At 37.5% G+C, this 14,918-nt stretch carries 13 protein-coding genes and 1 riboswitch; all 13 genes read right to left on the bottom strand.

The window, feature by feature from the left end:
• Positions 1–330: 330 nt before the first annotated feature.
• Entirely contained in the window at positions 331–2,163 is a 1,833-nt protein-coding gene (gene glmS / locus U473_RS13570; protein WP_068727746.1) for a glutamine--fructose-6-phosphate transaminase (isomerizing), read from the bottom strand.
• 392 nt (positions 2,164–2,555) lie between these two features.
• Complete coding sequence (glmM, locus tag U473_RS13565; RefSeq protein ID WP_068727745.1) at positions 2,556–3,896, bottom strand: phosphoglucosamine mutase; 1,341 nt, start codon at positions 3,894–3,896, stop codon at positions 2,556–2,558.
• Entirely contained in the window at positions 3,866–5,542 is a 1,677-nt protein-coding gene (locus tag U473_RS13560; protein WP_068727743.1) for an NAD(P)/FAD-dependent oxidoreductase, read from the bottom strand. Before U473_RS13560 ends, glmM begins: the two co-directional genes overlap by 31 nt.
• A 4-nt stretch (positions 5,543–5,546) precedes the next feature.
• Complete coding sequence (locus U473_RS13555) at positions 5,547–6,776, bottom strand: CdaR family protein (RefSeq protein ID WP_068727741.1); 1,230 nt, start codon at positions 6,774–6,776, stop codon at positions 5,547–5,549.
• Complete coding sequence (cdaA, locus tag U473_RS13550; RefSeq protein ID WP_068727739.1) at positions 6,751–7,575, bottom strand: diadenylate cyclase CdaA; 825 nt, start codon at positions 7,573–7,575, stop codon at positions 6,751–6,753. The genes U473_RS13555 and cdaA overlap by 26 nt, the downstream gene beginning before the upstream one ends.
• Before the next feature lie 274 nt (positions 7,576–7,849).
• Positions 7,850–8,443: a zf-HC2 domain-containing protein gene (locus U473_RS13545; RefSeq protein WP_068727737.1), complete on the bottom strand. Its 594-nt coding sequence runs from the start codon at positions 8,441–8,443 to the stop codon at positions 7,850–7,852.
• A complete protein-coding gene (sigW, locus tag U473_RS13540; RefSeq protein ID WP_068727735.1) occupies positions 8,430–9,020 on the bottom strand; it encodes an RNA polymerase sigma factor SigW in 591 nt (196 codons plus the stop codon). Before sigW ends, U473_RS13545 begins: the two co-directional genes overlap by 14 nt.
• Positions 9,021–9,266: 246 nt before the next feature.
• Positions 9,267–10,025, bottom strand: coding sequence for an ABC transporter ATP-binding protein (locus tag U473_RS13535; protein WP_399168322.1), 759 nt, complete (start codon positions 10,023–10,025; stop codon positions 9,267–9,269).
• Between the two features lie 20 nt (positions 10,026–10,045).
• Positions 10,046–11,074: an ABC transporter substrate-binding protein gene (locus U473_RS13530; protein ID WP_235589165.1), complete on the bottom strand. Its 1,029-nt coding sequence runs from the start codon at positions 11,072–11,074 to the stop codon at positions 10,046–10,048.
• A 23-nt stretch (positions 11,075–11,097) separates the two neighbouring features.
• Positions 11,098–11,868, bottom strand: a complete 771-nt coding sequence (locus tag U473_RS13525; RefSeq protein WP_068727731.1) for an ABC transporter permease — start codon at positions 11,866–11,868, stop codon at positions 11,098–11,100.
• A gap of 4 nt (positions 11,869–11,872) precedes the next feature.
• Entirely contained in the window at positions 11,873–12,163 is a 291-nt protein-coding gene (locus U473_RS13520) for a thiamine-binding protein (RefSeq protein ID WP_068727729.1), read from the bottom strand.
• Between the two features lie 99 nt (positions 12,164–12,262).
• Positions 12,263–12,375, bottom strand: a riboswitch (TPP riboswitch).
• A gap of 49 nt (positions 12,376–12,424) precedes the next feature.
• Positions 12,425–13,324 carry an arginase gene (gene rocF / locus U473_RS13515; RefSeq protein WP_068727727.1) on the bottom strand — a complete coding sequence of 300 codons (900 nt, stop codon included), beginning with the start codon at positions 13,322–13,324 and terminating at the stop codon, positions 12,425–12,427.
• 133 nt (positions 13,325–13,457) lie between these two features.
• Entirely contained in the window at positions 13,458–14,720 is a 1,263-nt protein-coding gene (locus U473_RS13510; protein ID WP_068727725.1) for a hemolysin family protein, read from the bottom strand.
• Positions 14,721–14,918: the final 198 nt, after the last annotated feature.

The raw sequence follows: 14,918 nt of genomic DNA, 5'->3' as shown, positions 1-14,918 counted from the left end.
CGGTTCATGGAAAAACAGAAGTGAGGACGTGAAAAAACGGGGCAAAAACAGCAATTAAAGTCGTGAGGCAGGCAAGGAGAAAATATAGGGAAAGAATGGGACTTGGGAAAAGATCTTAGAGTAAAAAAATCGGGGAAATGCCTAATTTATCAGGGAGTTTCGCGTTTTGCAAACCTGGTGAATCGGAGAAAAAAGCCGAGGAAAAACGGGAGTGGATCCCTGAATTTCGCTCGGCTCGTAACATGACTTTTTAGGCTTTGGTGCGACTATTTAGGCTTTGAGATGAATTTGATTGCTTTTTACACAATAACAGTTTAATCTTCTACTCCCTTACTCCACAGTCACGCTCTTAGCAAGGTTGCGTGGTTTATCCACGTCGTTACCTCTAGCTAGGGCTGCGTAGTAAGCTAATAGTTGTAATGGAATGACGGATAATGCGGGTGTTAATAATGGTAATGTTTTTGGAATAGCGATTACTTCGTCTACGGATTTGGCAAGTTCTTGATCTCCTTCTAACCCAATTCCTAAGACGTAAGCATCACGTGCTTTTACTTCTTTAATATTACTTACCATTTTGTCATAGATATCTTCTTGGGTAGCTAGTGCGATGACTGGAACGCCATCGGTAATCAAAGCAAGGGTTCCATGCTTTAATTCTCCAGCAGGATATGCTTCAGAGTGAACATAGGAAATCTCTTTTAGCTTTAATGATCCTTCTAGAGATACGGCATAGTCAAGGCTTCTACCAATGAAGAACAGATCTTCATAATGAGCATAGCGCTCAGCAAATTGTTTCATTGTTGGTGCGAACTCTAAAAGTTTATCCGCTTGAGCAGGGAGTTCCTTGATCGCTTGAAGGTAGTTCGCAATCACTGTGTCCTCTTGTGTACCACGAATTTGGGCAAGATACAATCCCAAGAGATAAATTGCAATCAATTGTGAAGTATAAGCCTTAGTTGAGGCCACAGCAATCTCAGGACCAGCATGGGTAAGTAGTACTTCATCAGCATCACGAGCGACAGAGCTACCATTTACGTTGGTAATCGCTAGTACCTTTGCATCTCGTTTTTGTGCTTCTCTTAAAGCTGCTAATGTATCTGCAGTTTCTCCAGATTGGCTGATGACCATAACTAATGTCTTATCGGTAATAATTGGATTGCGATAACGATATTCAGAGGCCACATCCACTTCTACAGGAACTCGTACCAAGTTTTCAATCACATATTTACCAACTAATCCAGCATGGTATGCTGTACCACAAGCCACAATATGGATTTTATCCAAAGAACGGATTTCTTCAGGAGTTAAACTGATTTCTTTGCTTAAATCCACTTTATTGTTCTCATGATCAATGCGATTTTGCAAGGTTTCACGATAGGCACGTGGCTGTTCATAGATTTCTTTTAACATGTAATGGTCAAAACCATCTTTTTCAGCTGTTTCAATATCCCATTCAACACGGAATGGTGTGCGTTCGATCACTTCACCTTTTGTTGTCATCAATTCAACTTTATCCTTTGTGATCACAGCCATCTCGCCATCATTTAAAATATAAATATCACGTGTATGCTCAATTAAAGCTGGAATATCTGAAGCAATAAAGTTTTCATTTTCCCCTAGCCCTACAATCAATGGACTAGAAAGGCGAACAGCAACCATTTTGTCTGGCTCATATTTATTGATAATGCCTAATGCATAGGCTCCTTCCATTTTAGCAACTGCTTTTTGTACCGTTGTAACTAAATCCCCATCATATAAATCTGCGAGTAAATGGGCAATCACTTCTGTATCAGTTTCCGAAATGAAGGTAACTCCCTTGTTGATCAATTCTTCTTTGATTTCTTGGAAGTTTTCAATGATTCCATTGTGAACAATCGCAAATTGATGCTTCTCATCCATATGTGGATGGGAATTATGATCTGATGGACGGCCATGTGTAGCCCATCTTGTATGGCCAATACCTAAGTGGCCATGAAGTGGACTTTTTTCTATTTGTTCTTCTAAATTGCTTAGACGTCCAACCGTTTTCTTTAGATCAATCACGCCATTTTCATAGACCGCAATTCCAGCGGAATCATAACCACGATACTCTAATTTTTTTAAACCATTTATTAAAATAGGTTGTGCATCTCTATTTCCAATATATCCTACAATACCACACATTGTTGTAGTCCTCCTTCGTTGTTCGGAGGCAAAACACACTGATATCAGGGGATTTGCCCCCGACATTCCATTGTAATTCCTTCGTATTACTACATATACACGATTGTAAAACACACTTCTATAGAAGTCTTTCCTTACAAGATAAACATGACTATAAGGCTTTGTCAGAAGGGTCACCCCTTCTTTTTCAACACTTATATTAACGGTATTCATGTCTACCGGAAGGTACCCGCCGAAAGCTCGATAAACCTTCTCCTCGTCAACTACTTACTCAGTAGTAGTTCAGGCGCTTTTATTTCCTTGTAAACCTCTACCCTCCTTTACAAAGTAAGATTGATATATCATATTTTTGTAGGGAGCATTTTGCTCCCCACAAAACATATTTTATCATATCATGATAATTCTTTTTTGACTACATCTATTATTTCCTTTACATATGCTTTAAGTAATTCTTCATCCGGTCCTTCTGCCATCACACGAATCAAAGGTTCGGTACCAGAAGGACGGACAAGGACACGACCATCATTTCCTAGCTTTGCTTCTATATGCTTAATCACTTCTACAATGGCTGGGTTATTTTCATAGTTACTTTTGTCTGCCACACGAACGTTTTCAAGAATTTGTGGGTATTTCTTCATTTGACCAGCTAATCGAGATAACGGTAAGTCTCTCCCTTTCATCACATTGACTAATTGTAAGGCAGTTAAAACACCATCACCTGTTGTATTATAGTCTAAAAAGATAATATGGCCTGATTGTTCACCACCAAGATTATAGCCGCCTTTTCTCATTTCTTCCATTACATAGCGATCGCCAACTTTGGTTTGAATGCTTTTTAATCCATGCTTTTCAATCGCTTTATAAAAGCCAATGTTACTCATCACTGTACTAACGACGGTTTTTTCTTTTAATTTCCCATTTTCTGAGAAAGCAAGGCCACAAATCATCATGATAAAATCGCCATCAATGATATTCCCTTTTTCATCAACAGCAATTAAGCGGTCTGCATCTCCATCGAAAGCAAGGCCTAGATCAGCCTGATGTTCAAGTACTGCTTTTGCTACGGATTCAGGATGAGTGGAGCCACAATGTCTATTGATATTAACCCCATTTGGTTCAGAATATAAAGAAATGACGTCTGCTCCAAGTTCTCGAAAAAGGGTTGGGGCAATTTCATAAGAGGCGCCATTTGCTGTATCTAGTACGATTTTAAGACCATCAAACCTGTGGTTGATCGTTGTTTTGAGATATTCCATATATTGCTTCTTCGTTTCAATATTCGTTACAACTTTGCCGATATCACCACCGATGGGTCTTGGTAATTGGTCTATTTTTTGATCAAGCAATGCTTCAATTTCCAACTCTGTTTCATCTAACAACTTAAAACCATCAGCTCCAAAAAACTTAATGCCATTATCTTCTACAGGGTTATGGGAGGCAGAGATCATCACGCCTGCATCCGCCTTTAGCTTCCTTGTTAAATAAGCAACCCCTGGGGTAGTAATCACACCAAGACGGATCACATTGGCTCCAATGGAGAGCATTCCAGAAACCAAAGCACTTTCTAACATTTCTCCAGATATTCTTGTATCCCTTCCCACAACAATTGTAGGTTGTTTAGTCTCTTTTGTTAGGACATATGCTCCTGTACGCCCTAATTTAAAAGCAAACTCAGGCGTTAACTCCTGATTAGCCACACCCCTTACTCCGTCTGTTCCGAAATATTTTCCCATTTAAAGAGTTCCTCCTCTACTTCTTCTCTTGGACGTTGATAAGTTTGTATCAAATGTTCAGCAACGCGAATCCCGTCAACTGCTGCACTGACAATTCCCCCAGCATAACCTGCACCTTCTCCAGCTGGATAAAGTCCTTCAATATTTTCTGATTGAAAATCTTCTTTCCTAGGTATCCTTACAGGTGCAGATGTTCTTGTTTCAATCCCTGTTAACAAGGCATTTCTCGTATCATATCCTTTCAGCTTTTTGCCAAATTCAACGATTGCCTTTTCTAAAGACTCACTAACAAAATCAGGTAATGTTAAATGCAAATCTGTAGGAGTGATCCCTGGTCGATATGTAGGACGAAAGGGGATATTCTCAAGGTCATTTGAAGCAACCCCATCAAGAAAATCGTCAACCTTTTGCGCAGGGGCTTTATATCCCCCACCTCCCAGTTGATAAGCTTTCTTTTCATATTTTCTTAAATATCTGACTCCTGCTAGTGGGTCTTCTCCTTTAAAATCTTGGGTTGATATGGTTGCAACGAGAGCACTATTGGCAACGCGTGAAGCACGACTAAAATAGCTCATCCCGTTTGTTACCACCATTCCTTTTTCTGATGCAGCTGCAACAACCACTCCACCAGGACACATGCAGAATGAATAGCTTGCTCTGTCATCGTTTCCTTCACCTGCTTTTTTGACCAAGGTATAGTCAGCTGCTCCCAATTGAGGGGCTTTTGCAAACTTACCATATTGTGCTTCATTGATTAGTTGTTGGGGATGTTCAATTCTTGCACCTATTGCTAAGGGTTTACCTTGAATTTTTACTCCCTGTTCATATAACATTTCATAAGTATCTCTTGAACTATGTCCAATGGCAATCACTACAACTTGTGCAGGGATTTGTACTTGATGATTCACTTCTACGGCAGTAATTTTCCCTTGCTCTATGACTAATTTGGTAACAAGGGAGTCAAATTTAATCACAGCTCCCATTTCAATTAGTTTCCTTCGTAAATTATAAACGATTTTTTTCAAGTTATCAGTTCCAATATGTGGTTTATGCTCATATAGGATTTCCTTTGGAGCTCCTGCTTCCACAAAGATATGAAAAACCTGATCAATTCGGGAGTCACTAATCCGTGTAGTCAATTTACCATCGGAAAAAGTACCTGCTCCACCTTCACCAAATTGCACATTAGAATTAGTATTTAATTCACCTGTCCGCCAAAAATGGAGGATATCTTTATTTCTTCGTTCTACATCCCGTCCACGTTCCAAAATAATCGGTTTGTAACCATGCTTTGCTAGTTCTAAAGCGGCAAAAAGCCCTGAAGGCCCAGCCCCGATAATAATGGGGGGATATTGTAAACCCTGATTTCCAGGTAATAGCTTTAGTACTGGCTTTTTGGGTTTTGCCATTTGCACATCTGGATGATTGATTCTTTCAACGATTTTTTTCTCGTCAACTGTAAGTTTTAATTCAATCTGGTAAACAAAAATCACTTTATCTTTTTTTCTAGCATCTAAAGACCGTTTTAGAATTTCAAAATCTTTTACTTTTTTGAAAGGTAGACGTAACTTTTTCTCAATTGCTACAATTAGGTCTGCCTCACTATGATCGATATTTAACTTGATGTTGTTTATTCGAATTGCCATAAATTTACTCCTTCTCAATGGTAACGATCACTGTTTGTTCTGCATTGATTCGTTCTGTTAATAATGGAACGTTAAATTGAACAGGTACCTCGTGTTCACCAGGAGGTAGATTTGTAAGATCAACAAATGCTTCAAGATCATCCTTCTGAACTGCCTTTAATACATCAGGTGCACCTTCTAGTGTTATGCTTATACCCGATTCAGGGGAATTGATCGTGGCAGTTAGGCCTTCCCCTATTCCATTGATCTTGATTGGAACTTGGTTAAAGGTTTTGGTTTCAGCCTTAACCACTTGTACTTCAAATTCGATCATGCTAGGTTCAACTTTTGCTAGACCTTCTACTAAAGGAACTTTTGCTTGAATCGTCGTTTTGCCTACGATATTAGCCAAATTTAGTGCAGGGCCAGGATAAACCATAAAGGTATTCACAATATTTTTCGGACCGTATAAAGTAACCTCTTCTGTCTTTTGTACGATAGATTTAATCGCATATCCTGCTCCAGGATATTGGTCAATCTTATAGGTTAATGGAACAATATGAAATGGACTTGTCACTGGAATCTGTACTTCAGCCGTATGCGGACTAATTTCAACTTCGATAGGATTACCGTTTTTATCTAGAGCTCGAAGAGGAACTTCTTGAGTGATCATGTTTGTTGCTTGGTCAATACTGATCGATGCTTTTACAAAAGCCACTTGGTCGATTTGTTCCTTTGTCCCAGAAATGTGAACTTTTCTTGGCTTTATAATCGCTTCTCCCGCTTGGTAGCCTTCTTTTTCTTTCCCAAGCTTATCAACAATAATCTCCATTTCTTTTCTCTTCTTGTCTTCTATTGTTACTTTTATCGTACTAGGATTGATTTCGACATCGATTTGTTCGGAAAAACCTGTATATTTAACAGGAACTTCATAGGTTCCAGCTTTATATTCTGTTAAATCAATATAGAATTGCCCCTTGTCAATGTTTTGCCCGGAACGAATTTGATTGATAAGATTAGTATTTCCCCTTAAAGTTACATCAACTTGTTCAGAAAATAACCTGACAGCAAATAGATTCTCATTATATTTAGGAGTTACTTTTGCCTCATAAAAGTAAGCATTTTGAATCCGATCGATGGGAATGCTTACATTAGGTGCTGCAGGGGTATCTAAGCTTATAACTTTCCATAACATCACTGCTAGAATAATCGATAAAATTTTTACAACGTTATTGTTTTTTAGCCAGTTGTCCATCTTTATTCCCCCTTTTTGACCAAAATGATCCTGAATTTTTGACTGGAGGACGTAGTGCAGTAAATAGCTGATTCATTAGTCTTTCTTCCGTTAATCCTCTTTCAATTTGGCCATTTATAGAGATCGAAATCTGCCCTGTTTCCTCAGATACAACCACTGATACAGCATCAGAGATCTCAGTCATGCCTATCGCTGCCCGATGGCGAGTCCCCAATTCCTTACTAATAAATGGATTTTCTGATAAAGGTAGATAGCAACCTGCAGCCATGATTTGCTCTTTACGGATAATAACGGCGCCATCATGCAAAGGGGTATTGGGAATAAAAATATTGATCAATAACTCTGAACTAATTGATGCATTTAGGGAGATACCAGTCTCAATATAATCTGTTAAACCAGTATCTCTTTCAACGACGATAAGGGCACCAATTCTTCTTTTTGATAAGTAATTAGCTGCCTTTACAATCTCAGCGATAACATGGGAAATGGTCTGTTCCTCAGGATGAGCTGTCCGCGAAAAAAAACTTCCTCTTCCTAATTGTTCTAAAGCCCGGCGTAATTCTGGTTGAAAAATGATAATAATTGCTAAAATTCCATATGTGAAAGCTTGATTCATCAACCATTGAAAGGTTCTTAATTCAAAATAAGAGCTTAATAACCAAGCGAATACAATAATCATAATTCCTTTTAGTAATTGGATCGCTCTAGTTCCCCTTACTAATAAAAGTAGTCGATATATGACAAAACCAACCAATAATATATCAACGAGATCATCAATCATATTAACGAATATATCCATGGTTTTTCCTCCATTATGACTCAATACTATTAGTATAACCTCTCTTCGGCAATTCACAAGTTCATTCCTGCTTTATTTATACAAAGAAGTTTTACTTTCTTTCCATTAAGAAAAGGTTTGTATATTCCATCGCGCTCCGTCATCCGTGCCCTTCTATAAATAAAGATTACGGAGAGAAGGGCACTTCTGAAGGCACACAAAGTGTACAAGTCGTGCTACACAGCTAAAGCTGCTAGTCACGCTATGTCGCAGTTTATGGAATATACAAACCCTGTTACTTCATCCATTTTTTAAGCTGATACCAAATCAACTCGAAAAACTGATCAATTTGTTGTGCATGACCATCTACTTGGCTCGCACTTGCCATAAGTAAATTCCCGTTTACGACCGTTACATTCCCTTTTACTTCCCCTTTAATTTCTAACGTTCCATTTTCTACAACCAAGTCGCCCTGAACTTCTTTACCCTCTGGAACAATCACTCGATTTCCTTCTACAATCAAATCAGTTTGATCAACAGAAACAATTTTCAATAACTCATCACTTTGGTTCATATATGGGATCATACTCGTGGCAAATAATAGAAGGAAAACGGTCGCTGCAACAAGTAAAGGATATTTTCTAAGCGATTTACTTATCTTGTTTGTTTTCTTTTCTGGGATATGTGCTAACACTTCTCTAGTAAAAGAGGGTGAGGTCTTTAATTTAGCTATCCTTCTTAGTGCTTGGTCTGTTGCTTTTAGTTCAGCAAAATGTTGTTCACAAGTTGGGCATGATTGAATGTGTTCGAATAATTCTTGATGCGAATACTCATCGATATCATCATCAATAAAAGCGTGCATCAAAGGGATGGCATCACGACATCTCATTTTGGCCACTCCTTCCTTTTTCTATCAATTGTTTACGTAACGCTTCTCTACCCCGGTGCAACCTCGTTTTCACCGTAGACTCTGATAAATGGACAATTTGACTAATTTCTTGTATGGATAAATCTTCTAAATAACGCAAAACCATAATTGATCGGTATTTTGGTGGCAAGCTCATAATCGCCTGTTGAATGGTATCTTCCATCTCCTTTGCGACAACCTCTTCTTCCGGCCCATTTTTTGGATCCGCTAGTTTAGAATGCCAGTCAGTACCTTCTTCCTGATCCCAGTTGGCATCTAAAGAAAAATCTGCCTTCTTCTTTCGCATCCGATCGATTGCTAGGTTGGTGGCAATACGGAAAATCCATGTTGAAAATTTGTGTTGATCATCATAACGACTAAGATTGGTATAGACTCTAATGAAAGTATCCTGACTAACATCCTCTGCTTCTTGAATATTGCCTAACATTCGATAAGCTAAATTAAAAATCTTATCCTTATATTGAGTGATAAGCTCTGCAAAGGCCTGTGTGTCTCCTTCCTTTGCTTTAGTGACTAATCTTTTATCTACAAAGTTCATAACATACCTCCACATGGGGGCTTAATTTCATACGATTCAAAATAAATTAGGTTTCATTTAAAAAGGCACCAAAAGAGGTGCCAAACTCCAAACAATTAGAAAGTTGTATTACTCGTTTGCTCAAATTCATTGACATTATCGTTTGATTCTTTTACATTCGTAATCTTACATTATCACAATTGTATCACATAAAAAATATAAGAACATTAGCAAATCATGAAAATTTTGTAAAAAAAGAAAGTCAGGCTATTCCTGACTTATATCACTTAATTGTTTTAATAATTCCTTTTTTAATTGAATAAAGGTTTCGTCTGTCATCATGACTGGTTTTCTTGGCCGAGGTAGTGGTATCTCTACCACATGCTTCACTGTTGCAGGTCTTGGAGAGAAAACATAGATTCGATCAGAAAGGAAAATCGCCTCATCAATACTATGGGTAACAAAAAGAATCGTGTGATTTAACTTTTCCCAGATCGACAACAGCCAATTCTGCATTTGTAATCGTGTAATTTCATCTAATGCACCAAAGGGTTCATCTAATAATAATACATCTTTTTCTAAAAGGATGGTTCGTAGGAGGGCTGCCCTTTGTTTCATCCCCCCAGATAAAGAGGAAGGAAATTCATTTTCAAAGGACTCCAAACCAAAAAGTTTAAGGTATGGAATCGCTTTTTGACGTGCCTCTCTTTTTGGGATTCCTTTTACTTCAAGTCCCAAAATGACATTATCTAATACGGTACGCCAAGGTAATAAGTGATCTTTTTGTGGCATGTAGCCTACATTTCCTCTTACTACTGGATCTCCATCTAATAAGATTTTGCCGCTAGTCGGCACTTCTAGCCCACTAATCAGCTTAAAAAGGGTACTTTTTCCACTACCACTTGGTCCAATAATGGAGATAAATTCACCCTTTCTAATCGCCATTGAAACATCGCGAAGCGTTTCAAATGCTCCATCTTTCATTGGATATTCTTTATAGACCTGTTCTATAAGCAACTTAAGAATTTCACTCAACAGCAATACTCCTATCTTTTTGGCAAAAATTCATTTGTATATACTTTATTAACCTCAATCATCTCAGGAATTAATTGATGGTCAACCATCCATTTAGAATAATTATTCCAAACGGATTCTTTTTGAATCCCCCATTGTTCAGCATCTTCCTGATATTTTTTACTTAACCATTCTTGACTTTTCGTTACAAGATCGGCATTAAGTCCAGACACTTGGTTTAGTAAGATATTTGCTGCTTCATCTGGGTTTTGAATCGCAAATTCATACCCCTTAGTAGTTGCTTCCATAAACTTCTTAATCGTATCTGGATGGTCTTTGATATATTTTTCGTTTGTAATGATTACAGGGGTATAAAAGTCTAGCTCTGGTGCAAGTTTCCGCAATTCAATATAGTTGATTGGAAAATTTCTTAATTCTGCTTCTACACCTGTCCAACCATAATAAATCCATTCAAAGTCTACATCACGTTTTGTGACCGTGAAAAAGTCAGCGGCCCCCACATTGACAAACTCGACTTTATTTACATCTGCGTTTTCTTTCACCATGATCGATTCAATAATCGCTTTTTCAGATGGGGAGCCCCAACCACCATATTTCTTCCCTTCAAAATCTTTAGGCGTAGTAATGTTTTTTTCCTTTGGTGAAGCAAATCCAGAAGTATTATGCTGAATAATAGCTGCAATGGATACGACAGGAAGTTGTTTTTCCTTCGGTCCTGAGCGAGCATACGTAACTTCCTCTTGATAACTTATACCAAACTGAGCTTGCCCAGCTCCGATCAATTGAGCAGTACCTCCTTCAGGGGGTTGAACGATTTCAACGTCTAGCCCCTGTTCCTTGTACCAACCCTTTTCTTTTGCAACATATAATCCTGTATGGTTCGTGTTTGGAACCCAGTCTAACATCACTTTGATCGGTTCCAGTTTTTGCGGTTCTTCTTTTGGTTGAGATTGTTCTTGATTCCCATTAGTACACCCTATAAGTAAACTCACAATGGTAAATATTAGGATTAAAATGATAGACAATTTTCCTTTTTTCACTACTTTTCACCTCATTTATAGAATTAAAAGGATTCTTCTTGCTTATATTGACGATTCCAAGGAATCAAAAGATATTCCAAGGCCAATATCGTACCATATAACAAAATACTAGTAAGTACAATGACAATAATTGCTGCAAAAACTTGATCCGTTAAAAATGAATGGGAGGTAGTTCTCATGTAAAGACCAAGCCCTTTACTAGCCCCTAACCATTCACCGATTACCGCTCCCATTACACTGTAAGTAGCAGCAATTTTTAATCCTGAAAAAATAGAAGGCAATGCAGATGGGAACTTCACCTTGGTAAAAATTTGCCATTTGGACGCTTTCATGGTTTGTAAAAGGGAAATTAAGTCTCGATCCGCACTATTCAAGCCATCTACGGTACTGATTACAATAGGGAAAAAACCTACTAAAATAACAACTACAATTTTAGGCAAAAGTCCAAAACCAAACCAGATAAATAGTAAAGGGGCAATAGAGATAATCGGAATCGTCTGTGAAGTCACTAATATTGGATAAAAGCCCTTACTGAAAAAAGGAAACCGATCAATGATCATTGCTAATATGAAAGCGATGACGATAGCAAATAGAAAACCGACTAATGCTTCATATAAAGTAACCCATGTATGATCGATAATCACTTCCCTTTCGCGAAAAAGGGTCATGATAATTTGCGATGGGGGAGGCAAAATCCATGGTTCAATCTTTGAAACTTTTACAGCCACTTCCCAGACACCAACTAAAAAGGACATCAATAAAATGGCTGGATAATGTTTTTTGATAAAACCCATCTGATCAACTCCGATATTTCCTTACTTTTTCTTCCATTGTCACACCTTGAGGATGATAATCGATCTTTATAATGGTCATCACCCTTTCAGCGCCTGCTTCGACACAGACTTGTTGAGCTTCTTTTACGATCTCAAGAAGTTGATCCAACTCTCCTTCCATTGTCGTCTCCATTGGTCCAACTTCATATTTCACTCCCGCCTTTTTCACCACATCGATGGCTAAATCAACAACACGATATGTATCTTGGTCTGGAACCTTTGGAATCACTTGAAAACTGACATTGATGGTTGGCATATTCTTCCCTCCCTTTTCTATTAAATTGCCACATTTTGACCTGTCAAATACCTTATGCTAAAAATCAAAGAAGCTAGCCCAAAAGGCCAGCTTACATGCGTAAGAATAACAAATATCTCCCTCCGCTGGCATTACCCAGATCAGGTTGTGGGTCGGTATTATGATCGGAATACCCTCTCAGCCAGACTCATCTAGCTCCCCATTTTTCCCTATTTATCTAAACCTATGATAGCACTAATTCACTATAAGTCAACTTATAAACTATAATAATTTCTCGCCTAAAGCGGATGCCATCAATCCTACTGCGATATGAGCCGTTTTATTCCTTTCATCTAGAATGGGATTCACTTCAACAAATTCTGCAGAGATTAAGATATTAGCTTCAGCAATCATTTCCATCGCTAAATGGCCTTCTCTATAGGTAATACCTCCTGTGACAGGTGTCCCCACTCCAGGGGCATCATTAGGATCTAATCCATCTAAATCAAGACTTAGATGTACTCCATCTGTATTCTTAGTCACGTAATAAATGGCTTCCTCTACGACTTGGGCCATTCCAAGTCGATCGATTTCATGCATTGTATATACTCTAATCCCTCGTTCTTTAATGAAGTTCCGTTCACCTTTATCTAAATCTCTTGCACCAATCAAAACAATATTTTCTGACTTAATCTTGGGGGAGAAATTTAATATCTGTGTTAAATCTGGATGTCCTTCACCTAGACTAACAGCCAAAGGCATCCCATGAATATTCCCAGATGGGGATGTTTCTGGGGTGTTAATATCCCCATGAGCATCAAACCAAATCACACCTAGATTTTTCTTATGTTTTGAAACCCCCGCTATCGTTCCAATAGCAATACTGTGGTCACCACCAAGGACTAGAGGAAATCTACCTTTTTGCATGATTTTGGATACTTGTTCAGCTAAGATTTTATTTATTGCAGTTACTTCTTTTAAATATTTTAATTTTTGATTTTCTATTTTGTATGTTTCAGGGGTGGGAACATTTAAATTACCTAAATCTAGAACATGGTAACCTGATTTTTCTAAACGGTCTTTGACATTAGCATATCTTATAGCACTGGGTCCCATATCTACCCCTCTTCGGCCAGCTCCTAAATCAAGAGGCACTCCAATAATGGTTATATCTTTATTCATGAGATACCGACCCCCTTTTATATTCCATCATTTAGATTAAGTTATATATTTCTATTTTACATTCAATTCTGAAAAATGCTAAGAAAAAAAGTTTTTGTTTGGATAATAAAAAGAACCACTAGAATATCATCTTCTAATGGTTTTTAACATGTTCTTTCACATCAACTTTTACTTTTTTTATTCGTAAACGTTCCATCTCTTCAATAACGATCTCTACATGTTCATAAACAATTTTTTCCCCTACTTTTGGCATATGTTGTAACTGTTCTACCATCCAGCCACCAATAGAGTGTGCAATAGTGTCCGGTTTACGAATATTAACGATTTGACTAAAATCATCAATAGGAAAATCTGCTGAGAAGATATAGGTATGGTTATCTAATTTATCCATAAAGCTTTCTTTTTCATCATGCTCATCCCAAATCTCACCCACAATTTCTTCTAGGATATCTTCCATTGTAATGAGTCCATCTGTTCCCCCATATTCATCGACAACAATTGCCATATGTGTTTTACTACGTTGAAGTTCAGAGAGTAGAGAAGAGATTTTCATCGTTCCTACAACAAAAGTGGGTTTTCTTAATAAACTTCGAATGTTCACCTTTTTTTCTTGCAATAAGGCAGAATAGAAGTCCCGTTCCGACAAAATTCCAATAACATGATCAATATTCCCATCATATACAGGGATTCTTGAATATCTTTCTGTCATAAATGTTTGTTTAATCACTTCTATCGGGTTGTTCACTTCTACAGCCACAATATCAATTCGGGGCTTTAAGATTTCTCTTACTAAAATATCATTAAAATCCAAAGCACTATGAACCAGTTCTTTTTCACTTTTGTCAATGGTTCCTTCTTCTTCTCCAATATCGATCATCGTTTTTATTTCGTCTTCTGTTACAGATGGAATGGTTTCTTTTTCTCCCATCATTCGTGAAATTGCTTTTTTTAATTGAAGGAATAACCAAGTGACAGGAGTGAATAAAAGAATGAGAAACTTTAATACCCCAGAAACAGCTAAAGCAAAAGATTCCGCATATTCTTTTGCAAATGATTTGGGTAAGATTTCTCCAAATATTAAAATTAAAACGGTTATTACAATAGTACTTATCACTAAAGCTGTATTCCCATTAAATAAATCTGTTGTTATTTTTGTTGTAATCGTTGCTGCAGCGATATTTACGATATTATTTCCTACTAAAATCGTTGATAAGGTTTTATCAAAATGGACAGAAATATATAAAGCGTTTTTAGCACCTTTACGGTTTTCTTCTGCATAATTTTTTACTCTTATTTTATTTAAGCTTGAATATGCCGTTTCAGAGCCAGAGAAAAAAGCTGATAACAACAATAAAAGCGTTAATAAGGCTATAGACCCCAATGGAATTGTTTCCAATTACATTCACGCTCCATGAGTTCATTTATATTCAATAGCATTCCAACTTTACACAATCATTATGTGAAATGAAAAAAAGCGCCATCCTTATAAGAAAAGAGCTAACGCTTTGAATATAACTATGTATGGAGTACCCTACGGGCACAATGATTTTCTTCGTGCAAAGAAGTTAACTCGACGTTGTACTCAGAATTAATA

The sequence above is a fragment of the Tepidibacillus decaturensis genome, from assembly GCF_001561915.1.
GTDB lineage: Bacteria > Bacillota > Bacilli > Tepidibacillales > Tepidibacillaceae > Tepidibacillus_B > Tepidibacillus_B infernus.
The sequence above is the reverse complement of the archived record's forward strand: the minus strand, read 5'-3'. Positions and strand labels throughout refer to the sequence as shown.